The following is a 24,998-nucleotide window of genomic DNA, read 5'->3' as shown; positions in this document are numbered from 1 at the left end:
GGAGCCCGTCATGCACGTCCTGATCCTCGGCGGCACCAGCGAGGCCCGCCGGCTGGCGGACGTCCTGGCGGCCGACCCGGCGCTGCGGGTGACCAGCTCGCTGGCCGGGCGGGTGGCCCGGCCCCGGCTGCCCGTCGGGGAGGTCCGGATCGGCGGCTTCGGCGGCCCGTCCGGCCTGGCCGCCTGGCTGCGCGCGCACGCCGTGGACGCGCTGCTGGACGCCACCCACCCGTTCGCCGAGCGGATCAGCCGCAACGCGGCGCTGGCCGCCGCCGGGACCGGCACCCCGCTGCTGGCGCTGCGCCGCCCCGGCTGGGCCCCGCAGGACGGCGACCGCTGGCACCCGGTGCCGAGCCTGGCCGCCGCCGCGCAGGCGCTGCCCGCGCTCGGCACCCGGGTGTTCCTGACCACCGGGCGCCAGGGCATCGCCGCCTTCGCGCACCTGGACGGCCTGACCTTCCTGGCCCGCTCGGTCGAGCCGCCCGAGCCGCCGATGCCCGCCGCCACCGAAGTGCTGCTGGAGCGCGGCCCGTTCACCCTGGACGGGGAGCGCGCGCTGCTGCGCGCGCACCGCATCGAGGTGCTGGTGACCAAGGACAGCGGCAGCGCCGCCACCGCCCCCAAGCTGACCGCCGCCCGCGAACTGGGCCTGCCGGTGGTCGTGGTGCAGCGCCCGGCCGCCCCGGAGGGCGTGCGCACCGCCCCGGACGTCGCCGGGGCGGCCGACTGGGTCCGGCAGTTGGACCGCTGCCGGGCCCGCCCCGCCTGACGCGCCGCCGACCACCCCGCCCCCGCTACCCCTCGGGGTAGCGGCGCGGCGTCCACACCACCTCGGCCCCGCCGCCGCGCCGCACCCACCGGGTCTGGGTGGAGCCGACCAGCAGCAGGGTGCGCATGTCGACGTCCGCCGGGTCGAGCGCGGCGAGTTCGACGGTGCGGACCCGCTCGGTGGGGCCGCCGACGTCCCGGGCCAGCACCACCGGGGTCTCCGGGGAGCGGTACTCCAGCAGCAGGTCACGGGCCGAACCGACCTGCGTGGTACGGGACTTGGAGCCGGGGTTGTACAGCGCGAGGACCAGGTCGGCCTCGGCGGCGGCGCGCAGCCGGCGGGCGATCACCTCCCAGGGCTTGAGCCGGTCGGAGAGCGAGATCACCGCGTAGTCGTGGCCGAGCGGCGCCCCGGCCCGGGAGGCGGCGGCGTGCGCGGCGGTCATGCCGGGCAGGACCCGCACGGGGACGTCCCGGTAGGGGTCCTCGCAGGCGGCTTCGAGGACGGCGGTGGCCATCGCGAAGACGCCGGGGTCGCCGGAGGAGACCACGGCGACCCGGCGGCCCCGGCGGGCCAGCTCCAGGGCGAACTCGGCGCGGACGCCCTCGACCTTGTTGTCGGAGCCGTGCCGGACCTGCCCAGCGCGGACGGGCACCCGGTCCAGGTAGGTGGTGTAGCCGACCAGGTCGGTGGCGTTCGCGAGGACGCCGCGCGCCTCGGGGGTGAGCCAGAGCGGCCCGGCGGGACCGGTCCCGACCACCACCACCTCGCCGACCGCCTCCGAGTCGTCCTGCGTCGAGGCATGCCGGGCCGAGGCGTCCCGGGCCGAGGCGTCCTGGGCCGGGGCCGCGAAGGGCCGCCCCGCGGAGTCGAGCGCGGCGACCTTGCTGGGCAGCACGGCGACCGAGAAGTACGGCACGCTCTCCGGGTCGATCTCGGCGAGCGCCCCGGTGCGTTCGCCGTCCATGGTGGCGCGCTCGACGTAGCGGGCGTCCGCCAGTCGGCCGGTGCGCTCCAGGGCGCGGCGGACGGCGGGGAAGGTCCGGCCGAGCTTCATGACGACGGCGGAGTCGGTGGCGGCGAGGCGGGCGGCGAGTTCCTCCTCGGGGAGGGTGCCGGGGATGATCGTGAGGATCTCCTCGGCCTCGACCAGCGGGGTGCCCAGCCGGGCGGCGGCGGCGCTGATCGAGGTGACGCCGGGGACGACCTCGGTCGGGTAGCGGTGCGCGAGCCGCTTGTGCATGTGCTGGTAGGAGCCGTAGAACAGCGGGTCGCCCTCGGCGAGGACGACGACGTCGCGTCCGGCGTCGAGGTGGGCGGCGAGCCGGGCGGCGGCCTCCTGGTAGAAGTCGTCGAGCGCGCCGCGGTAGCCGCCGGGGTGGTCGGTGGTCTCCACCGTGACGGGGTACATCAGCCGTTCTTCGAGCTGACTTCCCGTCAGGTACCGTTCGGCGATGGCGCGGGCGTGCGAGCGGCCGTGCCGGGCGCAGTGGTAGGCGATGACGTCGGCCTTGCCGATGAGTTCGGCGGCGCGCACGGTGACCAGCGAGGGGTCGCCCGGTCCGACGCCGACGCCGTACAGCCGGCCGACGCCGCGGCCGCCTTGCTGACTGTCAGTCATTCTTCTTCGCTCGCAATCGCGTTGATGGCGGCGGCGGCGATCGCGCTGCCGCCGCGGCGGCCCCGGACCACCAGGTGCTCCAGGGCGGAGGGGTGGTCGGCGAGGGCCTGCTTGGACTCGGCGGCGCCGATGAAGCCGACCGGGACGCCGATCACGGCGGCGGGCCGGGGCGCGCCCGCCTCGACCAGCTCCAGCAGGCGGAACAGCGAGGTGGGGGCGTTGCCGACGGCGACGACCGCACCCTCCAGCCGGGGCAGCCACAGTTCCATCGCGGCGGCGCTGCGGGTGGTGCCCATGGCGCGGGCGAGTTCCGGGACGGCGGGGTCGGTGAGGGTGCAGAGCACCTCGTTGTCGGCGGGCAGCCGCTTGCGGGTCACCCCGCTGGCGACCATGTTGACGTCGCACAGGATCGGCGCGCCGTCGAGCAGGGCGCGGCGGGCGTCGGCGACGGCGTTCGGCGACCAGAGCAGGTCGTCGACCAGGTCGGTCATGCCGCAGGCGTGGATCATCCGGACGGCGACCCGGGCGACGTCGGCGGGCAGGTGGGCGAGGTCCGCCTCGGCCCGGATGGTGGCGAAGGACTGGCGGTAGATGGCCGCGCCGTCCTTCTCGTAGTCGATCATTTGGGCCTCCGCCATGGGGTGTTCCGGGCTTCGGCGACTGCCTCGGCCGTTTCGTTCTCTTCGGTGTCGCGCACGGTGCCGTCGACGGTGACGCGGTGTCCGGCCGCGGTGGCCAGCACGTCGACCCAGCGGCCGGCGGGGTGTCCGCAGCGGCGGGCGCAGCCGGACCAGTGGACGGGCAGCCCCTCGGCGGGGACGTCGGCGACGGCCCGGGCGGCCTGGGCGCGGACGTCGGCGAGGGACTTCCCGCAGCCGGGCAGGCCGGTGCAGGCGGTGACGCCCTCCCAGGGGCCGCCGGGGAAGGTGCGGAATCCGGCGTCGGCCAGCCGCGCCAGCCAGGAGCCGTCGGCGCCGGGCAGCACGACGCCGCGCCAGGGGGTGAGCCGGGCGGCCCGCGGGCCCTCACCGTCCCGGGCCCCCCCGCCCGGAGCCCCCTCGTCCGGAGCCCCCTCGCCCAGCGCCGCCGCGAGCAGCCGCCACTGCGCGCTGCTCGCGCGCCCGAACCGCAGGCCGACCGAGAGGCCGCCGACCACCGCGCCCACCGCGCCTGCCGCCCCCACCGCGCCGAGCGCGGGCGGCTCCCCGGCGAACGGGGGCAGCGGGACGTCGCCCTCGGGCAGCTCGGCCTGGAGCTCGCGCGGGTGCCAGGCCCGGCCGGCGGCGAGGTCGAGGAAGCGGCGGGCGGCGTCGAGCGCGGCCGGGACGGGGGCGTCGACGGCGGTGGCGCGGCGGGCCCGGCCGAGGCGGAGCAGGGCGCGGCCGGCGCCGACTGCGATCAAGGTCACATCGGCGTTCAGCGCGGCGACGTCGCCGCGGCCGTCGTCGAGGGCGAACAGGAACTTGCCGGACAGCCCGGCGGCCCACGGCGCGGCGCACAGCGCCCGGTCCAACTCCCGTACCCAGTGTGCGATCTCGCCGCCGCCGACGCCCCGCCCGTCGAGCCCGGCGAGCGGCGAGGCGACCACGTTGCGGACGCGCTCGTGGGTGTCGGAGGGCAACAGGCCGACGGCGCGCAGCCGTCCGGCGAGGTCGGCGGCGCAGCCGTCGGCGAGGCCGCGCAGCTGGACGTTGCCGCGCGAGGTGATCTCGACCTCGCCGTCACCGAGGGCGTCGGTGGCGTCGGCGACCGCGATCAGCTGACGGTGCGTCAGGAACCCGCCGGGCAGCCGGAGTCGGGCGAGGTTGCCGTCCTCGGCGGGGTGCAGGCGGAGCGCGCCGGGGCAGGCGTCGGCGCGGCCTCGGTCGGGCCCGACGGAGGGTGCCTGGGCGGCGTCGGGTGTGGGTGGCATGGCGGCGAGCATACCCATCGGGTGCGGACGCGCCACCGCCTCGTGCGTCACACCCGCGGTCCGCTCGTGGGTCACACCCGCGGTCCGGCCGGGCGGGCGATTGCGCAGCTCAGGGCGGGGCGGTCCGGGGGCGGGGGTGCGGACGGTCGGGTTTCGGTCAGCGTCACAGGTCACACTCCCCCGGGGGCCGATCACCCCGTACGATGCTGCCGGGCGCCTCTCGGGGCGTCCGCTGCCAGCGACGGCACAGCGGAGGAAGTCCGGTGCGAATCCGGGGCGGTCCCGCCACTGTGACCGCGGCTCAGTGAGCCGCGGGAGCCAGGAACTCCGGCCGTCCTCCACCGCCCGGGGCGAGGACCCCGAGGAAGGCTGTTCCATGCGCTGCCGCATGCCCGTGCCCCGGCGGGCGCCCGCCGTCGCCGGGCCGTCCCACGCCGCCCGTGCCGGGCTGCCCCACGCCGTCCGCCCCGCGCTGTCCGAGCTGTCCGAGCTGTCCGAGACGCCCGGGAGGGCCTCCGCATGATCCTGCTGCTGTCCACGTCCGACACCGACCTGCTGAGCGCCCGGGCGTCGAGCGGCCCGGTGCCGTTCCGCTGGGGCAACCCGGCGCGGCTGTCGCCCGAGGAGCTGCCCGCGCTGCTGGAGGGCGTGGAGCTGGTGGTGGTGCGCCTGCTGGGCGGGCGCCGGGCCTGGCAGGAGGGGCTGGACGCGCTGCTGGCGGGGCCGCGCCCGGTGGTGGTGCTGACCGGTGAACAGGCGCCGGACGCGCAGCTGATGGAGCTGTCGACCGTCCCGGCGGGCATCGCGGCGGAGGCGCACGCGTACCTGGCGCACGGCGGTCCGGCGAACCTGGCGGAGCTGGGCGCGTTCCTGTCCGACACGGTGCTGCTGACCGGCCACGGCTTCGCGCCCCCGGCCTCGGCCCCGGCCTGGGGTCCGCTGGAGCGGGAGGCGCGCACCACCGAGGGCCCGGTCGTCGCGGTGCTGTACTACCGGGCGCACCACATGAGCGGCAACACGGCGTTCGTCGAGACGCTCTGCCGGGCGGTCGAGGACCGGGGCGCGCGGGCCAGGGCGTACTTCTGCGCGTCGCTGCGCGGGGCGGAGCCGGAGCTGCTGGCGGAGCTGGGCGCGGCCGACGCGATCGTGACGACCGTGCTGGCGGCGGGCGGCACCCGCCCGGCGGACGCGCAGGCGGGCGGGGACGAAGAAGCCTGGGACGCGGGCGCGTTGGCGGCGCTGGACCGGCCGATCCTGCAGGCGCTCTGCCTGACCTGGTCGCGGGCCCGGTGGGAGGACAGCGACGACGGCCTGTCGCCGCTGGACACGGCGACGCAGGTCGCGGTGCCGGAGTTCGACGGCCGGCTGATCACCGTCCCGTTCTCATTCAAGGAGGTCGACGAGGACGGCCTGACGGTCTACGCGGCGGACCCGGAGCGGGCGGCGCGGGTCGCGGGCATCGCGGTGCGGCACGCCCTGCTGCGGCACACCCCGGCGGCCGAGCGCCGGCTCGCCCTGGTGCTGTCCGCGTACCCGACCAAGCACGCCCGGGTGGGCAACGCGGTGGGCCTGGACACCCCGGCGTCGGCGATCCGGCTGCTGGAGCGGCTGCGCGCGGAGGGCATGGACCTGGGCGACGGCCTGCCCGGCCTGGACACCGGCACCGAGGGCGGCCACGAGGGCGACGCGCTGATCCACGCGCTGATCGAGGCGGGCGGCTACGACCAGGCGTGGCTGACCGAGGACCAGCTCTCGCGCAACCCGGTGCGCATCCCGGCCGCCGACTACCGGCGCTGGTACGCGACCCTCCCGCAGGGGCTGCGCGAGCGGGTGGAGGAGCACTGGGGCCCGGCGCCGGGCGAGCTGTACGTGGACCGTTCGCACAACCCGGACGGCGACATCGTGCTGGCCGCGATCCGCTCGGGCAACCTGCTGGTGCTGATCCAGCCGCCGCGCGGTTTCGGCGAGAACCCGGTGGCGATCTACCACGACCCGGACCTGCCGCCCAGCCACCACTACCTGGCGGCCTACCGGTGGATCGCGGCGGACCGCGCGGACGGCGGCTTCGGCGCGCACGCGGTGGTGCACCTGGGCAAGCACGGCAACCTGGAGTGGCTGCCGGGCAAGACGGCGGCGCTGTCGGCGGAGTGCGGCCCGGACGCGGCGCTCGGCGACCTGCCGCTGGTCTACCCGTTCCTGGTGAACGACCCGGGCGAGGGCACCCAGGCCAAGCGCCGGGCGCACGCCACCCTGGTCGACCACCTGGTGCCGCCGATGGCGCGCGCCGACTCCTACGGCGACATCGCCCGCCTGGAGCAGCTCCTGGACGAGCACTCGAACATCGCGGCGATGGACCCGGCGAAGCTGCCCGCGATCCGGGCGCAGATCTGGACGCTGATCCAGGCCGCCAAGCTCGACCACGACCTGGGCCTGGACGAGCGCCCGGAGGACGACGGCTTCGACGACTTCCTGCTGCACGTCGACGGCTGGCTGTGCGAGGTGAAGGACGCGCAGATCCGCGACGGCCTGCACGTGCTGGGCCAGGCCCCGGCGGGCACCGACCGGGTGAACATCGTGCTGTCGATCCTGCGGGCCCGGCAGATCTGGGGCGGCGTGAGCGCGCTGCCGGGCCTGCGCGAGGCGCTGGGCCTGGACGAGGCGGCGCTGTCGCTGGGCGCGACGGACGCGGCGGAGGCGAAGGCCCGCGCGCTGGTGGAGGCGATGGAGGCGGAGGACTGGAACCCGGCCGCGGTGGAGAAGGTCGCCGCCGGGCTGCCGTCCGCCGTCGCCGACGTCCTGGACTTCGCGGCGGCCCAGCTGGTGCCCCGACTGGCCGCCACCACCGACGAGTTGGACGCGGTGCTGCACGCCCTCCAGGGCGGTTTCGTCCCGGCCGGCCCGTCCGGCTCCCCGCTGCGCGGGCTGGTCAACGTGCTGCCCACCGGCCGCAACTTCTACTCGGTGGACCCGAAGGCCGTCCCGTCCCGGCTGGCCTGGGAGACCGGCCAGGCGCTGGCCGCCTCGCTGGTCGAGCGCTACCGGGCCGACAACGACGGCCGGTTCCCGCCGTCGGTGGGCCTCTCGCTCTGGGGCACCTCGGCGATGCGCACCGCGGGCGACGACATCGCCGAGGCGCTGGCCCTGCTGGGCGTGCGCCCGGTGTGGGACGACGCCTCGCGCCGGGTGACCGGCCTGGAGCCGATCCCGGCGGCCGAGTTGGGCCGGCCGCGGATCGACGTGACGCTGCGCATCTCGGGCTTCTTCCGGGACGCCTTCCCGCACGTGGTGGCGCTGCTGGACGACGCGGTGCGGCTGGCCGCCCGCCAGGAGGAGCCGGACGAGCAGAACTTCGTCCGGGCCCACGTGCAGGCCGACCTGGCCGAGCACGGCGACGAACGCCGGGCCACCGTCCGGGTGTTCGGCTCCCGCCCGGGCACCTATGGCGCGGGCCTGCTCCAGCTGATCGACAGCCGGGACTGGCGCACCGACGCCGACCTGGCCGAGGTGTACACGGTGTGGGGCGGCTACGCGTACGGGCGCGACCTGGACGGGCGGCCCGCGCGCGAGGAGATGGAGACCGCGTACCGGCGGATCACGGTGGCGGCGAAGAACACCGACACCCGCGAGCACGACATCGCCGACTCGGACGACTACTTCCAGTACCACGGCGGCATGGTGGCCACCGTCCGGGCGCTGACCGGCAGCAGCCCGGCCGCGTACATCGGCGACTCGACCCGCCCCGAGACGGTGCGCACCCGCACCCTGACCGAGGAGGCGGCCCGGGTCTTCCGCGCCCGGGTGGTCAACCCGCGCTGGCTGGAGGCGATGCGGCGGCACGGCTACAAGGGCGCGTTCGAGATGGCCGCGACCGTCGACTACCTGTTCGGCTACGACGCGACCACCGGGGTGGTCGCCGACTGGATGTACGAGAAGCTGACCGAGGAGTACGTGCTCGACCCGGTCAACCGCGAGTTCTTCGCCGAGGCCAACCCGTGGGCCCTGCACGGCATCGCCGAGCGCCTGCTGGAGGCCGCGGGGCGCGGCCTGTGGGCGGAGCCGGACGCGGCGCTGCTGGACGAGCTGCGGCAGGTGCTGCTGGAGACGGAAGGTGATCTGGAGGGCGAGTGAGTCCGCGGGACCGGGGCATGAGGGGGGCGTCCCTGACATGCCGATGATCGAATAGGGGTGTCTTCCCGCCCTCCCGGGCGGACAATCTCCGCATGAGCCTGCGAACCGCACTCACCCGACCCGCCCGCTACGGCGCGCTGGCCTCGGGCGCACTGCCCGTCCTGACCTTCCCCGGCGTCGGCCTGGCCTGGCTGGCCTGGGCGGCGCTGGTGCCCGGCCTGCTGCTGATGCGGGCGGCGGACGGGCCGCGCGAGGCGGCGGTGCGCGGCTGGTGGTTCGGCGCCGGGTTCATCCTGACCGGGATGTACTGGCTGATCCCGTCGATCGGCCCGGCGCTGCCCGTCCTGGCGGTGCTGTTCGGCGCGTTGCAGGCGCCGCTGGGCCTGGCCGCGTGGTGGCTGCTGCACGGCGAGCCGGCGCCGCGCCGGGCGGCGGCGGCGCTCGCGGTGCTGCCCGCGGTGTGGGTGAGCGCCGAGTTCGTCCGCTCCTGGGGCGCGCTGGGCGGGCCGTGGGCGCTGCTCGGCGCCACCCAGTGGGAGCACCCGGCGGTGCTCGGCCTGGCCTCGATCGGCGGGGTGTGGCTGGTGAGTTGGGCGCTGGTCGCGGTCAACACGGCGCTGCTGGTGCTGCTGTGCGCGCACGAGCTGCGGCTGCGCGCGGCGGCGGGGGCGGCCGCGCTGGCCGTCGCCTTGGCGGGCCCGCTGGCGTTCGCCGAGCAGGCCGCCCCGGCGACCTCCGGTTCGGCGTCGGTGGCGCTCGTCCAGGTCGGCTCGACCGCGGACGAGCAGGCCCGGCTGGAGGCGAACGTCAAGATCACCCGGAGCCTGGCCGGCAGCCCGGTGGACCTGGTGGTGTGGGGCGAGAGCTCGACCACCGACGACCTGGACCGGGACGCCGCGACGGTGCAGCGGCTGGCGGCGCTCTCGCGCACCACGGGCGCGCAGCTGCTGGTCGGCGAGGACGCCCGGAAGGCCGACGGCCGGATCTCCAAGGACGCGGTGCTGGTGGACGGTTCGGGCCTGGTGGCGCGCTACCGGAAGATCCGGCTGGTGCCGTTCGGCGAGTACATCCCGCTGCGCCCGCTGCTGGGCTGGATCGCCGGGGTGAGCGCGGCGGCGGGCGAGAACCGGGCCCCGGGCAGCTCGGTGCACCTGCTGCCGGTGGCCGACCGGGACGGGCGTCCGCTGCCGGTGGGCGCGCTGATCTGCTTCGAGTCGGCGTTCCCCGACCTGTCGCGCACCAGCGCGCAGCAGGGCGCCGCGCTGATCGTCTACCAGTCGGCGACCTCGACCTTCCAGTCCACCTGGGCCCCGGCCCAGCACGCCTCGCTGGGCGCGCTGCGGGCGGCGGAGACCGGCCGGCCGGTGGTGCAGGCGGCGCTGACCGGCGAGTCGGTGGCGTACGACGCGCAGGGCCGGCGGCTGGTGCGGCTGGGCACCGACGAGACCGGCGCGGCGACGGTCCGGCTGGCGCTGGCCGACCCGGCGGCCCGCACCTGGTACGTCCGGCTGGGCGACTGGGTGCCGCTGACGGCGCTGGCGGTGGTGCTGGCGGCGGCCGCGACCGCCGCCGGGCCGCTGCTGCGCGAGCGCCGTCGCCCGGGCCCGCCGCCGTCCTCGGCGCCCACCGGCGCGCCCCCGGCCCGGGTCTGAGCCGCGCCCGCCGCGCTACTCGCGGTCGCCCGGCTCCACCACGTGGATGCCGAACAGCGCGCCCTGCGGGTCGCGCAGGACGGCCAGCCGCGGCCCGTCGGGGACGTCGGTGGGCGGGAGGGTGACGGTGGCGCCGAGCAGGGCGGCGCGCTCGGCCCCGAGGTCGGCGTCGGCGACCGCGAAGTACGGCATCCAGTAGGGCGGGACCTCGGCCGGGAACTGGTCGGACATGTCCATCATGCCGCCGAAGTCCCGGCCGCCCAGGCCGAACTCGGTGTACATCTCACCGGTGTTGACGCTCCAGCCGAACACCCGGCCGTAGAACTCGGCGGCGGCCCGCGGATCGCGGGTGGCGAGCTCGACCCAGCCGAGCGAGCCGGGCTCGTCGCGCACGTCGACCCCGCGCATCGCGGCGGGCTGCCAGGTGGAGAAGACCGCGCCGGCGGGGTCGGCGGCCACCGCGAACCGGCCCCAGTCCAGGGCGTCCATCGGCCCGGCGATCAGCCTGCCGCCGGCGTCGGCGATCTCGTCGGCGGTGATGTCGGTGTCGGCGGTGTGGAAGCCGATGGTCCACGCGGTGGGCTGGTCGGGCTGCATCAGGCCGCTGAGCCCGGCGACGAGCTGCTCGCCCAGGTAGAGCCGGCTGTAGCCCGCCGCCCCCTCCTCCGGCACCGCCTCGGCGCGCCAGCCGAACAGCTCGTGGTAGAAGGCCCTCGCGGCGGCCGGGTCCTTGGTGGCGAGCTCCACCCAGCAGGGCGCGCCGGGGCTCGGTTGGGTGATCTTCACGGTCGGTTCATCTCCAGGGTCGCTCTGCACCGCTCTGCCGCGGACGGGCCCGCGCTCCGCCCCTCCGCCTCACCCCTCCACCTTGCCGGGATACCGACGGGTAGCCGGGGGCTGGTGGGCCGAACGGGAGGGCGGTGCGTCCGCACGAGCGGCGGGACGGACGGGACGGGGGAATGCGGCCGGGAAAGCCGGTTGTTCAAATTGGAACCACGGTGTAGCGTCGGGCGAGCACGATCCGGTTCGAATTTGAACAACCTGGTGACGGCTCGCACCGGACCGCGAGCGCAGGCGACCACCACCCGCGGCCCCGGAGGGACCCGACATGACGCACCCCGAGACCAGCCGACAGCTCCCCGCCGCCACCGTGCGCTCCCGCGTGCGCGTCCCGCTCGCCTTCGGCGACGGCTACCGCGTCGAGGCCGACGTGCACACCTTCCACGGCCTGGCCGACGGCGCCGAACACCTCGCCCTCGCCCTGGGCGACCCGTCCCCGACCGCCGCCCCGCTGGTGCGCCTGCACTCCGAGTGCCTCACCGGCGACGTCTTCGGCTCCGCCCGCTGCGACTGCGGCCCCCAGCTGCGCGAATCCGTCCAGCGGATCGCCGAGACCGGCGGCTACCTGCTCTACCTCCGCCAGGAGGGCCGCGGCATCGGCCTCTACAACAAGCTCGACGCCTACGCCCTCCAGGACTCCGGCCTCGACACCTACCAGGCCAACGCCGCCCTCGGCCTCCCCGAGGACGGCCGCGACTACACCCCCGCCGCCCAGATGCTCACCACCCTCGCCGCCCCCGCGATCCGCCTGCTCAGCAACAACCCCGACAAGGCCGCCCAACTCACCGCCCTCGGCATCACCATCACCGAACGCGTCCCCACCGGCGTCCACCTCTCCCCCAGCAACCTCCGCTACCTCCGCGCCAAGGCTGACGGAACAGCCTTCTCGCTCGCGCACGACATGTTGCGGGTGAGCATGGCCTGAGCAGAGGTGGGACACGCCGCACGTCGAAGAAACTGCGGAAGGGCAGCCACAAGCACGAGCCGTCCGTGGACGCGCAGGAGAGCCGCGGCCGGGCGTTCGCCGCCCAGGAGGGGTACCGGGTCGGGGTGCCGGACGCCGGAAAGCGGCTGATCTTCGACGTCGTCCTGCTCGACAACGCCACCGCCCTGCTCGCCGAAGCCGAAGCACTCGAAGACCAGGTGCACTGCGACGGCCGGACGATCGACGGCGGCATGCGCACCGGAGTCAAGGTCATCCACCCCGCCATCGCCCAGGCCGAACGCCACCGCACCGCCGCCGACCGCATCCTGCGTCTCCCGCCCCCCGCCGGAAACCGCACCGCGCGGGTACAGCGCCCGCGACGCCACGCCGGCCCGCCACTGGGGACGACACTGACCCGACCGCCGCAGCCCCGAACCGACGGGCACCCCGTGGCCCCGCCCTGCCCCACCCCGGAGGCGGAGCGGGGCTTTTCGCGCATTTGGCACTCCTTGCTCCCAGTCCTGCCGGCGAGCAGCCACAGGCACCATTGGCTGGACGTCAGGAAAGCAGGGCTACTGGACCGGTTGGCATGCCTCGCTTGTGGGTACTCCGTCGGCTGAAACGCGTAGAAGTTCGCGGAACGGACCGCCGATGGAGGCCAGCGCGGAGCTAGTGTTCATTGCCAAGGACCCCCACACGAACGGGGAGAACTGCCCCACCGTTTGGGTGGACCCGGAGACGCGCGACATTGTGATTCAGGGATGGAAGGCCGACGCCGAAACCGAGGCCGCGTGCTTGACGGCGGGGCACATCCCGGAGTCCGAGGCAGTTGTTCGGGTGCCTGCCCGGATGGTGGCTGCTCTCAGGGAGGCTTGCAGTGCCGCAGAAGGTGCCGACGTTCGCTGAGTTGCTGGCGGACAGCCGACACAGCGCCGTTCATCTGGAGATGCGTGACGTGTACGGCGTCGCAGAGGAAGACGCCGACTTCACGGCGCGGAAGGCCGGACATCGGTACGACCCGAACGACCGGGGGTCCTGGTGGAACCCCTTCCTGACAACCGTTTCGGAAGCTGTCGCCCGAGGAGTGGAGTTTCGTCGGGCCCGGGTCGTTTCAGTGCCCGTGACCGACTACATCCGGTACGAGCACTCGTGCACCTTCCAGAACATCGCCGCGGGGGAAGCTGTGCGATGGCTACCCCGCGAACTGGCCTCCGACCTGATGCTGCCGGGAAATGACCTCTGGCTGTTCGACGGCAGGGTGGCGAAGTTTGGTCTGTTCTCCGGCGACGGCGCGTTCCTCGGTAACGTGATGAGCGACGACCCCGAAGTGGTGAAGCGCTGCGTGGACGCCTTCGAAGCAGTGTGGCAACGCGCTGTTCCCCACCAGGACTTCGAGCTTTAACGCGCTCGATCCCATGGCTCGATCCCCTTCGTCCAGCGTTCAGGCAGCCCGTGATGCAGTGGCCGCGCGGCTTCGGGAGTTGTGCCAGGACGCCGGACTCAAGAGGGCGGACATCGCCGCCCGTACCGGCTGGTATCCGTCCAAAGTGTCCCGCATCGCCACAGGCACGACTCCGCCGTCCGATGCGGATATCCAGGCATGGTGTGCGGCATGCGGTGCCGACGACCAGGCTGATGACCTGATCGCGGCATCGCGTGCCGCAGACACGATGTACGTCGAATGGCGTCGGGTCCAACGCGCTGGCCTGCGGCGTGTCCAGGAGTCTCGCGTCCCGCTGTACCAGCGCACTCGTTTCTTCCGTGTCTACTGCTCCAACGTCGTGCCGGGCTTGTTCCAGACCGAGGCGTACGCAACAGCACTGCTGCGTACCATCGCACGGTTTCATCGAACCCCTGACGATGTGGCGGAGGCGGTTGCGGCTCGGGTGGCCCGCTCGGACGGCGTGGTTCGGGAAGGAGACCACCGCTTCGCCGTCCTGGTGGAGGAATCGGTGCTGCGAAACCGGGTGGGCGACTCCGAGACTATGGCAGGCCAACTCGGTTACCTGCTTGCCCTGATGAGCCTTCCTCGGGTGTCCCTCGGCATCGTTCCGTTCACGGCCCGGCGGGAGATGTGGACCTTGGAAGCGTTCAACGTCTTCGATGATCAGCGAGTGCACGTGGAGCTACTGACTGCCGCAGTGACCGTGACCGCGCCCACAGAGGTGGAGCAATACGTCCGAGCATTCGCCGAGTTGGCCTCTCAAGCAGTACACGGGGCTGCCGCGCGGGCCTTGATCGCGGAGGCGATTAACGCCCTGGAGTGATTGGCGTAGAACTCCGTAGAATTTCGTGGCGATGCCCCTTTCACCGTCTCTACCGTCCTGCTGACAGGCAAGCAGATGCCGGTGGACGGGAGGCAGGACGATGCCGGAGGGAAGCAGGGAGCAGCGCGCCGTTCGGCCCGGTGGTAGGGCGACGCGGGCGCAGATGGCGCAGATGGCGGCCGACTACCGGGTAGGGGAGGCGGAGCGGCGGGCGAGGGGGTACCGGTACGTGTGCCCCGGTTGCCCGGCGCACCCCGGTGGGGAGTTGGTGCGCGTTGTTGCGTGAGACCACGGTGGCGGGGCGTCCCGCCGAGAAGCAGGGCAGGAGGACTGTCGCCTCGGTCGGGCCTCGCTGTGCGCGCTGCGCCGAGCTGGCGGTGATGGCGGCGGCGGCGAGGAGAGCGGAGGACTCGGCGGGCAGGTACACCAATGAGTCCCTGCTCCTGGACGTGAAGATCCTCCGGCAACGGCACCGGGGCGAGTGCGGGTTCCCCGGGGGCGGTGGGCGTGGGTGACGACCTTCCCGGGACGGCCCCGCCGACCACGTCGGACGACGGTTCGTCAGCCGCCGGGACGATCGGGTCCGGCCCGGCCCTGGAACCCACCGAATCCGACACCATGCGCCTCCTGAGGGCCCGTGCCCGGGAGTTGCGAGCGAATCGCGCCGCTGACTGGCGCTGGATCTTCGAGTGATTCGAGTGAGGAAACCCGTGTCCGTGAACGACGACTACCCGCGATCCGGGGCTTTCGACAGCGGCGGTACCGGCCACCCGCTTGGGGAGGTGGGCGAGTGAGCACGGGATCGGGGGTGTTCCGGTTCCGGGAATTCAAGGTGGCCCATGACGACGAGAGGTCGACGGTGGGCAGCGCGCGATGCGAGGGCGGGCCGAACGGGGCCTGCGCGTGGACCAGTTCCGACGCGCCGCTGGACATGGTGGCGTTGAACAAGGCGATGGCCCAGCACACCGCCGACACCGCCCACAGGTCGTTCCTGCGGACCACGGGCGACCACGTGCTCGTGACCCCGGGCCGTTGGGACGGGGAGTGATCCGTGAGCGGACACCTACTGTTCCTGGCCGTCCTGGTCCTGCTGGTGGTCGGTGGCGTCGACTTCGACCGGGACGACTGGAAGCCCGGCCGTCTGCGGTGGCTCCGGGTGACCCCGACCCGCACGGTCGAGCTGTGGCGGGAGGGGTTGAGCCTCCGTCTGGTCATCACGTCCCGGAATTGACCCGGCCCACCCGACCCGCTCGACGGACGCCCTGGGCAACCGGAGGATTAGCGCATCGAGTTGGGCCGGAGCAAGAGCACCGGCGGCGGGCGCATCCAGACCGGTGGCCTGCGGACGTGGTCGAGGGCCAGGAGCCGTCCGCTCTGGGGCCACGCTCCCTGACCGCTCGCCGAATCGGCGACGGCTGCTCGGCCGCCACACACCGACCGGCCCCGTCCGCGCGCACCCCCCCGAGGCCCGCGGGCGGGGCCTTCACCTTGGAGGGAAGAATGGACGCGGGGATGAAGGCGTTCACGCTGGCCCAGCGGATCAACGGCATCACGGGGCAGGAGGTGAGGCTGTCCCGGTTGGACGGGGGCGGCTACCGGTTGCATTGGCAGAGCAACGGTGACCGAGACGCCGAGGCAGCCACGCTGCCGGCCATGGCGCTGTCAAACCGCTACGGCTACTCGTCCCGTACAAGGATCGTCTGGATGGAAGTCGACGAGCCCCCGGACGCGACCGGTCCGAGCTGAACCATCATGCCCGCCCTCTGGAACCGGCTACCGGCCACACCTGCCATTCGCCGGAAACCCGCAGCTCAGTGCCCAGGTGTAAGGTCGTCCGCTACGCCAAGGCCCGGCACCACATCCCGCCGAACGCCCTCAGCCCGGAGCCGTCCCCCCCTTCCTGGCGGAGAACCTGCTGCACGAGGGAACGCACCAGTCGATCGCCCTGCACATCAACCAACACCAGGTCTTCGCCGACGGGTTCTCGTCCGAGACCTCACCGAAGATCGACATCGCGTGGTGGGCCGGGCAGGGCGTCGCACGCAACCAGTTCTGGGAGATCGACCGCGCCTTCCACGCGATCTGCGTCGACAACCAGTTGCTGCGCTTCCGCCGTACCGAGCTGGACCGAGACGACCTGACCGCCGACGAGCGTGCGTGCTTCCGCAGCGCCTACGACGAGGGGCTGCCGGCCGCCCGCTACCTCATGCGCGAACTCGAAATCCTGGGGGCGCACTTCACCCCGCACGGGGCAGACCTGCTGACCGGCCTGCGCCAGCAGATCGACCAGCTGTAGTGCCAGGCTGACCGCAACCGAACGAGGGAGGGCCCAGTGCTCCAGCACCTCATCAGACAAGACGCAGACCTGCGGATGGTCCCCACCGACCGGGCCGAGCTGACCACCGCATTGCAGGGGCTTCGAGAGGAACTGGCCACCAGCCCCGATCCCGACCGGATTCGGGTCCTGACCCGGTGGATCGGCATCGCCCAGATGAGCCTCGGGAACTACGACGAGGCACACACGTCCCTCCGACAGTCGCTCGAACTCGCCATCACCAGCGGGAACGTCCGGGCCGTCATCGCCACCGAACTCAACTTCGGCGACGCCCACCGCTACGCGGGCGACATCGAGACCGCGGAGACGTTCTACCGCAGCGCCCTGGACACCGCGCGAGGCACGTGCCCGGAACTCCTCGACTTCGCGCTCCAGCACACCGGCAAGCACCTCACGGAACGCGGCAACCTCACCGGCGCCCGGACGCACCTGCAAGAGGCGCTGCGGCTGCGGATCGCCAAGGGGAACACCGAACTGGTCGAGTCCACGCAAGCCGCACTCGACCGGGTCGACACCCTGCTCGGCAACGCCGCCGCAGCGGCACCGAACAAGTGGAGTCGTCGGTGGACGGCGTGGCTACAGACCCGTACCACCGTCGCCGACGCGTCGCAGTGGCACGCCGGGTTCCCCGCCATTCGAGAGCAGGTGCGGGGTCTCGCCGCCCACCAGCGGGTGCAGCCCCGGCACCTGCGGGACCACCCGTTCCCCGCCGAGCCGGTCGCCGCCATGGCGGCGGAGGCCGAGAAGGCTCTCTTCACCGACGGATACCTGCACAATGGCAAGCGGAACGCGGCCGTCGGCGAGGCCGCGAACCAGTTCGCCACCCAGGTCGACCTGGCCGCGCTCGTAGCGCGGTCCACCGGCCTCGCCGTCGAGCAGCCGCACACCGGTGTCTACATCGGCTACACGGAAGGGCAGTCCCTCGACTTCCACCTGGACGAGTCCGGGTTCGGCGACGCCAACCTGATCATCTGCCTCCAGCGCACCCGCCCCACCCAAGCGGACAAGGCCAGCACCACCGTCTTCATCAGCACCGCCAGCTACCTCGAATGCGACCTCGGAGCGGGCAGCGGTGTCGTCTTCGACGGCGCACTCACGCCACACGGGCGGACGCCGCTCGGGGTCGGCGAGAGCATCACCCTCATCAGCCTCGGCTTCCGCGCACGGGATCAGGCCCGGCGCACCCTCACGAACCTCCCCCCGGCCCCGGCGTAACCCAAGCCGAGCCAACCGCCGCACCGGCCGTCTGAGACGGCATCCAGGACTACGAAACGCATTGACCCATCCCGCACCACCCACGTCGGTCTCCCCCCTCCGGCGGGCTCAGGCCCCGCCCCATGGCCTTCCCCGGCAGCCACGGGGCGGGTCCTCCCTTCTTTCGGGGACCTCATGTGGGCCGGCTACTACCGGGCCTGAGTATCAGACCATGCTGAAGAGGCTGATCCGCACGGCGCTCCCTGGAGTCTCCGCTCGGTACCGCACTGGGCTGGGGCTGGTCGTCCTCGACCAGCTGTACGGCTGCGGCCCGAAGTGGCTGCGAGAGCAGCTGATCGCCTCGGGGGACTTCCTGCACCGCGATGGGCAGTCCGGCCCCCGTGCACGTCGCCCGGGCGGTGGCGGAGTTGCACGGGCGCGGTTGGGTCCACGGCGACCTCCAATCCGCCCACGTCATCCGCACCGTGGACGGCGTACGACTGATCGACTTCGCGTGGGCCCGCCACCTCGGCGAGACGCCCTGGTCGGCGTTCCGGGGAACGATGGTGCACCTCACCGCGCCCGAGCTAGCCGCCGAGATCACGGTCGGCAGCCAGCCCGTGCTCACCAGCTTCGCGTCCGACGTGTACGCCCTCGCCGCCTCCCTGTGGACGGCCGTGACGGGAGACTGGCCGCTGGACTACGAGGCGGTCGGCATCGACCGGAAGTCCGCCGGACCGGTAGCGCTGCTCGAAGCCGTCGGGGAGCGGACCGCGCCGCTCGTCGGCACCGAGGTCTGGCCCGAGTTCCAGCAGGTGCTCAAGGAGGTGCTGCTCGCCGACGCCAGGAACCGTCCGTCGGCCGCCGAACTCGCCGACCGGCTCACCGCCCTGGGCGAACTCGGCCGCTGACCGTCGGGTCACGGGGGTTGCGGCGCGGGGACGCTCCGGTGCTCCCCGGCATCCGCACCACGAGGCTGTCCGCCGCCTGCTCGGCCTGGCTCGACGGCTCGGCTCGTCCCGGGCCACGCGCTCCGGCGGACGTTCAGCGACGGCGGCCGAGGAGGGCGGTCGTGTCGGTGCGGCGGTGCCAGGCGATGACGGCGAGCGGGACCATGAAGAGGAACGGGGTGCCGGCGTTCTCGCCGTGCATCGCGGTCAGCTGGGTGACGAACGCGCAGGCCAGGAAGGCGATCAGCGCCGTCGCGGCGGGCCCGGCCAGGCGGGGCAGCAGGAGGCCGACGGCGCCGGCCAGTTCCACCAGGCCGGTCAGGTACATGAACCAGTCGCCCACCCCGATCGCGTCGAAGACGGTGGCGGCGGCGGGGAGCGCCAGCAGCTTGGGCAGCGCGCTGGCCAGGGCGAAGAACAGTGCGAGCAGGACGCGGAGCGTCCAGACCGTCCGGACGACGGCCTTTCCGGGCTTCGCGGCAGTGTCGGTCGTGGCGGCGGTGTCGGTCGTGGCGGCGGTGTCGGTCGTGGTGGTGGTGGCGGTCGTGGTGGTGGTGGCGGTCGTGGTGGTGGTGGCGGTCGTGGTGGTGGACATCTGAGGTGCTCCCCGGTCGGTGGTCGTCGCTCTCACCGGCTTCGACGGACGCGACCGCCCGGACTCATCGGTGCGGGACGGGAGAGTTTCCGCCCTGCGGCTCGGCCGCCCGGGGCGGGGCCGCTGGAGGCTCAGGGCGCCGGGGTGCGTCCTACCGGCGGTCGGCCGTGGCGCGGGCGAGTTGGGCGTCGTACTACCGGGCGTCGAAGTGGAAGTCGGGCAGGGGCGGTCCGTCGTCCGGAGTCTCCCCCGTCGGACCGGACCACGGGTTCGCCGTACCGCCGGACGGTGGCGGCCGGGTAGCCGCAGCGGCCGCCCCGTGCACCCGGGTTCGCCGAACTCCGCCCGGCGGGCCCGGTCGGTCGCCCGGAGCGGGCCGCGCCCGTCGGCGGGCGGTAACCGCGGGACGTAGCTGCCGAGACCGTCGGACCCGGCCGCGGCCTCCACCAGGTCCTCGCCGTCGACGCGAACCCGCGCCTGGGCGGGTGAGCGGACGGTCGTCCGGATCTCGATCTCCCGTCGGGTGAACACCGCCCCGCCCCGGGGACGGCCCGGCCGGGTGCGGGCAGGACGGCGACGGCGACGGCTGGTGGCCGACCGCGCCCGCCGGTCGACGCGCTGTACCCGCCCGGCCACGCCGGGTCGACCGGGAGCCGGACCCGCCCGGGCCCGCCCGGGCCCGCGTTGCGTTCCGGGCGGGCCGGGCGGACGGTGGAAGCACCCGCGTCCGGTACCCCGTCGCTCCCCGGAGAGCGCCATGACCACAAGGCCGACCAGCTCCGCCAGGCTCACGACCGGACCCGCGACGGGCCGGGCCCGGACCTCGCCCACCCACCCCGTGCACCCGGCGGTCGCGGCGAGCGGGCCCCGGGGCACCGGGGACCATCCCGCCGAGCCGGACCGGCGCGCCGTCGGCCGGGTGGTGTCGGGCGGGTGGTGGGTCGGTCTCCGGACGTCGGGGGTCGGCGCCGGGGGCGGGCGGGGGTGGGGATGAACGTCGGCAGTCGTGTCCCGCTGCACGAGTTGATGGGGGTGCGGGAGGTCGCGGGCGGGCTGTTGCTGGTGCCGCCGGGGGTGGCGGGGCGGGTCGCGGACGGGCTGCGACTGCGCCTGGTGGCACGGGAGTTGGGGCCCGGGAGGTGGGAGGCGGTGACGCCGGGGTCCTCGGACGTGCTGGTGGCGCGGCGGCGTCCGGCCGGCGGCGGGTCGCCGGTGCTGGTGAAGTGCCCGCGCACCCGGGAGGCGGTACGGGCGCTGGTCCGCGAGCGGGACGCGGTCGCGGTGCTGGCCTCGGAGCTGCGGTCGCCCGGGCTGCGCGGTCTGCTGCCGGAGACCGTCGACTCCCGGCTGGGCGGCTGGCCGCCGGTGCTGGTGCAGGGGGTGCTGCCGGGCGTACCGGGCGACGTCCTGCTGTCCCGCCGCCCGGAGCTGGCCGGGCGGCTGGCCGCGTCCGCGTTCGGCGTCCTGGACGAACTGCACGGCGCGACGGGCGGGTTGAGCCGGGACGGGCGGTTGGTGGACGGCTGGCTGGGCCACCGGTTGGCGGTGCTCTCGGACCGGGTGCGCTGGTGCCGGGGCGCGGAGGGCACCGCCGGTCTGCTCGCCCTGCGGTCCTTCCTGCGCCGCGAGTTGACCGGCCGGCCGGTGCAAGTGGCCCGGACGCACGGCGACTTCACCCCGGGCAACCTGCTGCTGCGCTCCCCCGACCCGGACGGACCGCCACCGGCCGTCACCGGACTGGTCGGCTGGGGCGAGTCCCTGGCCGACGGCCCGGCCGTGGTCGACCGCGCGAGTTTCGCCCTGGACCTGGGCCGGCTGCTGGACGGCCGTTCCTGGGGCGAGCAGCTGGTCACCGCCCTGCGCACCGGCGGCCTGCACCGCCCGGAGACCGGTGAACTCCCGCTCTCCGGCGCCCTGTCGGCCTGGCTGTGGCACGTCTCGGGCCGCCTGGAGCAGTCCCGCCGCTTCGCCCGCGACCGCGACCGGCTGCGCGAGGTCCTCGTCCCGGTCCTGCGCGAACTCGCCGGCTCCGGCTCAGACTCCGGCCCCGGACCCGGACCCCGAATCGGTCCCTGAACCAGCCCCGGCCCCGTCCCCGCCCCTGCCCCACGCCTCCGGCGCGTCCTCGAGGTCGGTCTCGGTCTCGGTCTCGGCGATCCGCCGGGCGATCTCGGCGGGGCGCACCGGCCGTCCGAAGTGCCAGCCCTGGGCGAGGTCGCAGCCCATCAGGCGCAGGCGCTCGGCGTCGGCGCGGCTCTCCACGCCCTCCGCGGTGACGGTCAGGCCCAGGGTGTGGGCGAGCGAGACCAGGCCGCTGACGATCCGCCAGCCGAGGTGGGTGTCCTTGGTGGGGTCGTGCAGGTCGCCGACGAAGGACCCGGCGATCTTGAGGTTGGAGACCGGCAGGTCACGCAGGTAGGCGAGGTTGGACCAGCCGGTGCCGAAGTCGTCGACGGCGAGCGAGACGCCCAGGTCGACCAGGGCGTGCAGCGCCTTGAGCGCCTCGTCCTCGGGGCCGACCACGGTCGACTCGGTGATCTCCAGCTGGAGCATCGACGGCTCGAGGCCGGTGGTGCGCAGGGTGCGTTCGACGTCGCCGACCAGTCCGGCGCTGCGGGCCTGCCGGACGGCCAGGTTGACGCTGACCCTGGGTGCCCGGTCGCCGAACCGGGCGACCCAGTCGGCGGCCTGTTCGCAGGCCTGCTCCAGCACCCAGCGGCCGAGCGGCATGATCAGCCCGGTCTCCTCGGCGACGCCGACGAACTCCTCCGGGCCGAGCACCCCGAGCTGCGGGTGCCGCCAGCGCACCAGCGCCTCGACGCCCGTCATCGCGCCGGAGGCCAGGTCGACCATCGGCTGGTAGTCGATGAAGAACTCGCCGCGGTCCAGCGCCGCGGGCATCCGCACGGACACCGCGTACCGGCTGACGGCGCGCGCGTTCTCCTCCGGGTCGAACAGCGTCCACCGGCCGCGCCCGGCCTCCTTGGCCCGGTACAGCGTGAGGTCGGCGGCCCGGACGGCCGCGCCGGGCGTGGTGCTGGCGATCCGCCGCTCCAGCACGCCGACGCTGGCGCCGACGGCCAGCCGGTGGTCGCCGATCACCACGGGCTTGGTGAGCGCGGCGAGGACGGTCTTGGCGGCGGCGACGGCCTCCTGCTCGCCGCGGCAGTTCTCCAGCAGCACCACGAACTCGTCGCCGCCGAGCCGCGCCACCATGTGGCCGAGCGGGCTGAGCGCGTTCTCCAGCCGCCCGGCCACCACGGTCAGCAGCTGGTCGCCCATGTCGTGGCCGAGGCTGTCGTTGACGATCTTGAAGCCGTCCAGGTCGACGTAGCAGAGGCCGAAGCGGGCGTCCGGCTCCGGGTCCTCGAAGAGCTTCTCCAGCCGTTCGAAGAACGCGGCCCGGTTGGGCAGGCCGGTCAGCGGGTCGTGGGTGGCCTGGTGGCGCAGCCGCTCCTGGAGGCGGTAGCGGTCGGTGACGTCCTCCAGCATGGCGACCTGGTAGAGCGGGACGCCGTCGTCGTCGCGGATCAGCGAGACGGTCAGGTGGGTCCACACCACCTCGCCGTCGCGCCGGTAGTACGGCTTGTCGAACTGGAAGTACTCGCGCTTGCCGCTGATCAGCTCCTCGTACGCCTCCCAGACGCCGGGGGTGTCCTCGGGGTGGACCAGGTCGCCGACCCGCACGCCCCGCATGTCCTCGGGGCCGCCGCCGAAGATCTCGCCCAGGGCGCGGTTGACGGCCAGGATCTTGCCGTCGGTGTCGCCGAGGCCGATGCCGATCGCCGCGGACTCGAACAGCGCGCGGAAGCGGGCCTCGGAGGCGCGCAGGGCCTTCTCGACCTCCTGCCGGGCGGTGTCGGCCGCCAGCCGGATCGCCTCCTGCTCGCGCAGCGTGCGCTCGCGCAGGGCGGCCGCCCAGCCGGCCGCGAAGGCGCCCCCGAGCACCGGGCCGCGGTCGTCCGGGACGGGTTGACGCTGGATCAACTGGACGGCTTCGGCGAGAAGTTGCGGGTCGGTGAACTGGTTGTCGATGAGCAGCGCCCCGGCCTGGCCGGCCAGTTCGGGGCGGAACGGCTGCTCCCGGGAGGCCCGGTGCAGCAGCTCGGCGGTGCGGGCGATCAGCGGGTTCAGCACGCCGGGGCGCACCGCGGCGCCGTGCCCGGCCCGCAGCATCGCGGCCCACGCGTCGCGGAACCCGGCGCTCGCCCCCGCACCCGCCGCGCCCGCCGCGCCCGCCTCGCTCGCCGCCGCGCCCGGTGCGTCCGCCGCTCCCCCCGCGGCCGTGCCGGGGGGCTCGTCCGCGCCGGGCGACTGGTTCACGACAGGCGCCCGACGCCGGCCATCCCCGTCATCCGCTCGGGATGCGGGCCGACCGACTCCGCGTCGTCGGGGCGCCACTCGGGCAGGTAGACGATGCCGGGCTCGACCAGTTCGTAGCCCGTGAAGAAGGCGGCGATCTGCTCGCGGCTGCGCATGGTGAGCGGCGTCGGGGTGGAGCGGTACAGGCTCTGGTGGGAGCCGGCCTGATCGGGGCGGCCCTCCAGGGAGGCGTGCGAGAGGATCAGCATGCTGCCGCTGGGCAGGGCCTCGCGGAGCTTGGCGAGGATCCGGTCCGGGTGGTCGTCGTCGGTGACGAAGTGCATGACGGCGTTGAGGATGACCGCGACGGGCTCGCCGGGGGCGAGCAGTTCCTCGACCTCGGGGCGGCCCAGCAGGTCGTCGGTGTTGCGCAGGTCGGCGTCGACGACCGGGCAGAGCGGGTCGTCGGCCAGGATGAGGCGGCTGTGGGCGACCGCGACCGGGTCCATGTCGACGTAGACGACGCGCGCGTCGGGCCGGTACTCGCGGGCCACCTCGTGGACGGCGCCGAAGGTGGGGATGCCGGAGCCGATGTCCAGGAAGCGGCTGATGCCCTCGGCGGCGGCGAACTGGGTGGCGCGGCGCAGGAAGGCCCGGTTGGCCCGCATGATCATCGGGAGGTCCGGCCAGAGCTCGATCGCCTTGCGCGCCATCTTCCGGTCGACCTCGAAGTTGTGCGAACCGCCGAGGTAGTAGTCGTACACCCGGGCCGCGTTCGGCTTGTCGAGGTCGGTCCCTGCAGGCACCCAGTTCGGACGCGCCATGACGGCACTCCTTCCGGCCTTCCGGCCTGGCAGTCGAAAATGGCAAGAGGACACCAAGATCCTCCTACACTTCCGATCCGGGCCGCAAGCGCTGGCAGCCGAACGGCGGCGCGGCGCGGCACGTCCCGCGCGGCGTGCCCCGGGAGGCGTGGGACGCCCGTACGGCACGTCCCGGGCGGCGGCGTCCGCACGGCGGTGGACGGGCGACCGCCCCCGTGCAGACCCTGCACGGGGGCGGTGCCTCCGGGGTGGTGCTTCGCGGTTCTCTCCCGCGTCGGTCGGGTCCGGTGGCGGCTTGCCGCAGGCCCGCCGCGTGCTACCGGCTGCCCGGCGTCAGCTGGTGGCGGTGCAGGTCAGGGTCGGGGTGGCGTTGCTGCCGGAGTAGCTGGCGCCGAAGCCGAAGCTGGTGGAGCCGTTGGCGGCGACCGCGCCGTTGTAGCCGGCGTTGGTGACCGTCACGGACTGGCCGGACTGGCTGACGGTGCCGTTCCACAGGTTGGTGACCTGCTGGTTGCCCGCGTAGGTCCAGGTGACCTTCCAGGACTTGATCGCGGTGTTGCCCGCGGTCACGGTGACGTCGGCGTTGAAGCCGGCGCCCCAGTCGCTGCTGACCTTGTAGGTGGCGGTGCAGCCGGCGCCGCCGGTGCCGGTGCCGACCTGGGTGGTGGCGGTGACGGCCGCGGA

Annotated in this window: 24 protein-coding genes and 1 riboswitch; of the genes, 16 read left to right on the top strand and 8 right to left on the bottom strand. The window is 74.1% G+C overall.

Annotation, left to right across the window (positions count from 1 at the left end; genetic code table 11):
* Nucleotides 1-10 precede the first annotated feature (10 nt).
* Nucleotides 11-769: a cobalt-precorrin-6A reductase gene (locus ACIP60_RS02855; protein WP_400679286.1), complete on the top strand. Its 759-nt coding sequence runs from the start codon at nt 11-13 to the stop codon at nt 767-769.
* Nucleotides 770-794: 25 nt separating this feature from the next.
* On the opposite strand, the gene ACIP60_RS02850 is transcribed toward ACIP60_RS02855, so the two are convergent.
* Genes ACIP60_RS02850 through ACIP60_RS02840 form a run of 3 tightly spaced genes read right to left on the bottom strand, consistent with a single transcriptional unit; the run spans nt 795 to nt 4,302 of the window.
* Nucleotides 795-2,390, bottom strand: coding sequence for a precorrin-2 C(20)-methyltransferase (locus ACIP60_RS02850; protein ID WP_400679283.1), 1,596 nt, complete (start codon nt 2,388-2,390; stop codon nt 795-797).
* Complete coding sequence (locus ACIP60_RS02845) at nt 2,387-3,013, bottom strand: precorrin-8X methylmutase (RefSeq protein ID WP_400679920.1); 627 nt, start codon at nt 3,011-3,013, stop codon at nt 2,387-2,389. The genes ACIP60_RS02850 and ACIP60_RS02845 overlap by 4 nt, the downstream gene beginning before the upstream one ends.
* A complete protein-coding gene (locus tag ACIP60_RS02840) occupies nt 3,010-4,302 on the bottom strand; it encodes a hypothetical protein (RefSeq protein WP_400679281.1) in 1,293 nt (430 codons plus the stop codon). The genes ACIP60_RS02845 and ACIP60_RS02840 overlap by 4 nt, the downstream gene beginning before the upstream one ends.
* 259 nt (nt 4,303-4,561) lie before the next feature.
* Nucleotides 4,562-4,626: riboswitch (cobalamin riboswitch) on the top strand.
* Between the two features lie 64 nt (nt 4,627-4,690).
* On the opposite strand from ACIP60_RS02840, the gene ACIP60_RS02835 reads away from it, so the two are divergent.
* From ACIP60_RS02835 to lnt, 3 genes are all read left to right on the top strand, one after another.
* Nucleotides 4,691-4,825 (top strand): hypothetical protein, encoded by a 135-nt coding sequence (locus ACIP60_RS02835; protein WP_400679280.1) that lies wholly within the window; start codon nt 4,691-4,693, stop codon nt 4,823-4,825.
* Entirely contained in the window at nt 4,822-8,430 is a 3,609-nt protein-coding gene (gene cobN / locus ACIP60_RS02830; RefSeq protein WP_400679278.1) for a cobaltochelatase subunit CobN, read from the top strand. The genes ACIP60_RS02835 and cobN overlap by 4 nt, the downstream gene beginning before the upstream one ends.
* Before the next feature lie 92 nt (nt 8,431-8,522).
* Nucleotides 8,523-10,082 (top strand): apolipoprotein N-acyltransferase, encoded by a 1,560-nt coding sequence (lnt, locus tag ACIP60_RS02825; protein WP_400679276.1) that lies wholly within the window; start codon nt 8,523-8,525, stop codon nt 10,080-10,082.
* Nucleotides 10,083-10,097: 15 nt separating this feature from the next.
* On the opposite strand, the gene ACIP60_RS02820 is transcribed toward lnt, so the two are convergent.
* Nucleotides 10,098-10,868: a VOC family protein gene (locus tag ACIP60_RS02820; RefSeq protein ID WP_400679274.1), complete on the bottom strand. Its 771-nt coding sequence runs from the start codon at nt 10,866-10,868 to the stop codon at nt 10,098-10,100.
* A gap of 322 nt (nt 10,869-11,190) precedes the next feature.
* On the opposite strand from ACIP60_RS02820, the gene ribA reads away from it, so the two are divergent.
* From ribA to ACIP60_RS02765, 11 genes are all read left to right on the top strand, one after another.
* Entirely contained in the window at nt 11,191-11,847 is a 657-nt protein-coding gene (gene ribA / locus ACIP60_RS02815) for a GTP cyclohydrolase II (protein ID WP_400679272.1), read from the top strand.
* A gap of 65 nt (nt 11,848-11,912) precedes the next feature.
* Nucleotides 11,913-12,467: a hypothetical protein gene (locus tag ACIP60_RS02810; protein ID WP_400679269.1), complete on the top strand. Its 555-nt coding sequence runs from the start codon at nt 11,913-11,915 to the stop codon at nt 12,465-12,467.
* Between the two features lie 31 nt (nt 12,468-12,498).
* A complete protein-coding gene (locus ACIP60_RS02805; RefSeq protein ID WP_400679267.1) occupies nt 12,499-12,753 on the top strand; it encodes a hypothetical protein in 255 nt (84 codons plus the stop codon).
* Nucleotides 12,725-13,249, top strand: coding sequence for a DUF6879 family protein (locus tag ACIP60_RS02800; RefSeq protein WP_400679265.1), 525 nt, complete (start codon nt 12,725-12,727; stop codon nt 13,247-13,249). The genes ACIP60_RS02805 and ACIP60_RS02800 overlap by 29 nt, the downstream gene beginning before the upstream one ends.
* A 13-nt stretch (nt 13,250-13,262) precedes the next feature.
* Nucleotides 13,263-14,114 carry a helix-turn-helix domain-containing protein gene (locus ACIP60_RS02795; RefSeq protein WP_400679263.1) on the top strand — a complete coding sequence of 284 codons (852 nt, stop codon included), beginning with the start codon at nt 13,263-13,265 and terminating at the stop codon, nt 14,112-14,114.
* Nucleotides 14,115-14,904: 790 nt separating this feature from the next.
* Nucleotides 14,905-15,162 carry a hypothetical protein gene (locus tag ACIP60_RS02790; RefSeq protein ID WP_400679260.1) on the top strand — a complete coding sequence of 86 codons (258 nt, stop codon included), beginning with the start codon at nt 14,905-14,907 and terminating at the stop codon, nt 15,160-15,162.
* Between the two features lie 3 nt (nt 15,163-15,165).
* Complete coding sequence (locus ACIP60_RS02785) at nt 15,166-15,345, top strand: hypothetical protein (RefSeq protein WP_400679258.1); 180 nt, start codon at nt 15,166-15,168, stop codon at nt 15,343-15,345.
* A gap of 269 nt (nt 15,346-15,614) precedes the next feature.
* A complete protein-coding gene (locus ACIP60_RS02780; protein ID WP_400679256.1) occupies nt 15,615-15,860 on the top strand; it encodes a hypothetical protein in 246 nt (81 codons plus the stop codon).
* 352 nt (nt 15,861-16,212) lie between these two features.
* Nucleotides 16,213-16,410 carry a hypothetical protein gene (locus ACIP60_RS02775; RefSeq protein WP_400679253.1) on the top strand — a complete coding sequence of 66 codons (198 nt, stop codon included), beginning with the start codon at nt 16,213-16,215 and terminating at the stop codon, nt 16,408-16,410.
* A 36-nt stretch (nt 16,411-16,446) separates the two neighbouring features.
* Complete coding sequence (locus ACIP60_RS02770; protein WP_400679251.1) at nt 16,447-17,664, top strand: tetratricopeptide repeat protein; 1,218 nt, start codon at nt 16,447-16,449, stop codon at nt 17,662-17,664.
* A gap of 362 nt (nt 17,665-18,026) precedes the next feature.
* On the top strand, nt 18,027-18,554 hold the full coding sequence (locus ACIP60_RS02765; protein WP_400679248.1) for a protein kinase: 528 nt from the start codon (nt 18,027-18,029) through the stop codon (nt 18,552-18,554).
* A 133-nt stretch (nt 18,555-18,687) separates the two neighbouring features.
* Here the strand turns inward: ACIP60_RS02765 and ACIP60_RS02760 are convergent, their stop codons facing one another.
* A complete protein-coding gene (locus tag ACIP60_RS02760; RefSeq protein ID WP_400679245.1) occupies nt 18,688-19,188 on the bottom strand; it encodes a DoxX family protein in 501 nt (166 codons plus the stop codon).
* A gap of 990 nt (nt 19,189-20,178) precedes the next feature.
* Between ACIP60_RS02760 and ACIP60_RS02755 the strand changes: the two genes are divergently transcribed.
* Nucleotides 20,179-21,264, top strand: a complete 1,086-nt coding sequence (locus ACIP60_RS02755) for an aminoglycoside phosphotransferase family protein (RefSeq protein ID WP_400679243.1) — start codon at nt 20,179-20,181, stop codon at nt 21,262-21,264.
* Here the strand turns inward: ACIP60_RS02755 and ACIP60_RS02750 are convergent.
* The 3 genes from ACIP60_RS02750 to ACIP60_RS02740 form a co-directional block, all read right to left on the bottom strand.
* Entirely contained in the window at nt 21,223-23,511 is a 2,289-nt protein-coding gene (locus tag ACIP60_RS02750; protein WP_400679241.1) for a putative bifunctional diguanylate cyclase/phosphodiesterase, read from the bottom strand. The two genes, ACIP60_RS02755 and ACIP60_RS02750, sit on opposite strands and share 42 nt — an antisense overlap.
* Nucleotides 23,508-24,314, bottom strand: a complete 807-nt coding sequence (locus ACIP60_RS02745; RefSeq protein ID WP_400679238.1) for an SAM-dependent methyltransferase — start codon at nt 24,312-24,314, stop codon at nt 23,508-23,510. Before ACIP60_RS02745 ends, ACIP60_RS02750 begins: the two co-directional genes overlap by 4 nt.
* Nucleotides 24,315-24,647: 333 nt before the next feature.
* The coding region (locus ACIP60_RS02740; RefSeq protein WP_400679236.1) for a cellulose binding domain-containing protein at nt 24,648-24,998 on the bottom strand (351 nt) is incomplete at its 5' end.

This window comes from Kitasatospora sp. NPDC088783 (genome assembly GCF_044750705.1).
Lineage (GTDB): Bacteria > Actinomycetota > Actinomycetes > Streptomycetales > Streptomycetaceae > Kitasatospora > Kitasatospora fiedleri.
Note: the sequence above shows the minus strand (reverse complement) of the source record. Positions and strands in the feature narration are given on the sequence as shown.

Coding starts and splice junctions, on each gene's coding strand:
- ACIP60_RS02845 (WP_400679920.1), bottom strand. CDS start 3,013: ATGATCGACTACGAGAAGGACGGCGCGGCCATCTACCGCCAGTCCTTC.
- ribA (WP_400679272.1), top strand. CDS start 11,191: ATGACGCACCCCGAGACCAGCCGACAGCTCCCCGCCGCCACCGTGCGC.
- ACIP60_RS02835 (WP_400679280.1), top strand. CDS start 4,691: ATGCCCGTGCCCCGGCGGGCGCCCGCCGTCGCCGGGCCGTCCCACGCC.
- ACIP60_RS02780 (WP_400679256.1), top strand. CDS start 15,615: ATGGACGCGGGGATGAAGGCGTTCACGCTGGCCCAGCGGATCAACGGC.
- ACIP60_RS02855 (WP_400679286.1), top strand. CDS start 11: ATGCACGTCCTGATCCTCGGCGGCACCAGCGAGGCCCGCCGGCTGGCG.
- ACIP60_RS02840 (WP_400679281.1), bottom strand. CDS start 4,302: ATGCCACCCACACCCGACGCCGCCCAGGCACCCTCCGTCGGGCCCGAC.
- ACIP60_RS02765 (WP_400679248.1), top strand. CDS start 18,027: ATGGGCAGTCCGGCCCCCGTGCACGTCGCCCGGGCGGTGGCGGAGTTG.
- ACIP60_RS02805 (WP_400679267.1), top strand. CDS start 12,499: ATGGAGGCCAGCGCGGAGCTAGTGTTCATTGCCAAGGACCCCCACACG.
- cobN (WP_400679278.1), top strand. CDS start 4,822: ATGATCCTGCTGCTGTCCACGTCCGACACCGACCTGCTGAGCGCCCGG.
- ACIP60_RS02850 (WP_400679283.1), bottom strand. CDS start 2,390: ATGACTGACAGTCAGCAAGGCGGCCGCGGCGTCGGCCGGCTGTACGGC.
- ACIP60_RS02795 (WP_400679263.1), top strand. CDS start 13,263: ATGGCTCGATCCCCTTCGTCCAGCGTTCAGGCAGCCCGTGATGCAGTG.
- ACIP60_RS02745 (WP_400679238.1), bottom strand. CDS start 24,314: ATGGCGCGTCCGAACTGGGTGCCTGCAGGGACCGACCTCGACAAGCCG.
- ACIP60_RS02755 (WP_400679243.1), top strand. CDS start 20,179: ATGAACGTCGGCAGTCGTGTCCCGCTGCACGAGTTGATGGGGGTGCGG.
- lnt (WP_400679276.1), top strand. CDS start 8,523: ATGAGCCTGCGAACCGCACTCACCCGACCCGCCCGCTACGGCGCGCTG.
- ACIP60_RS02760 (WP_400679245.1), bottom strand. CDS start 19,188: ATGTCCACCACCACGACCGCCACCACCACCACGACCGCCACCACCACC.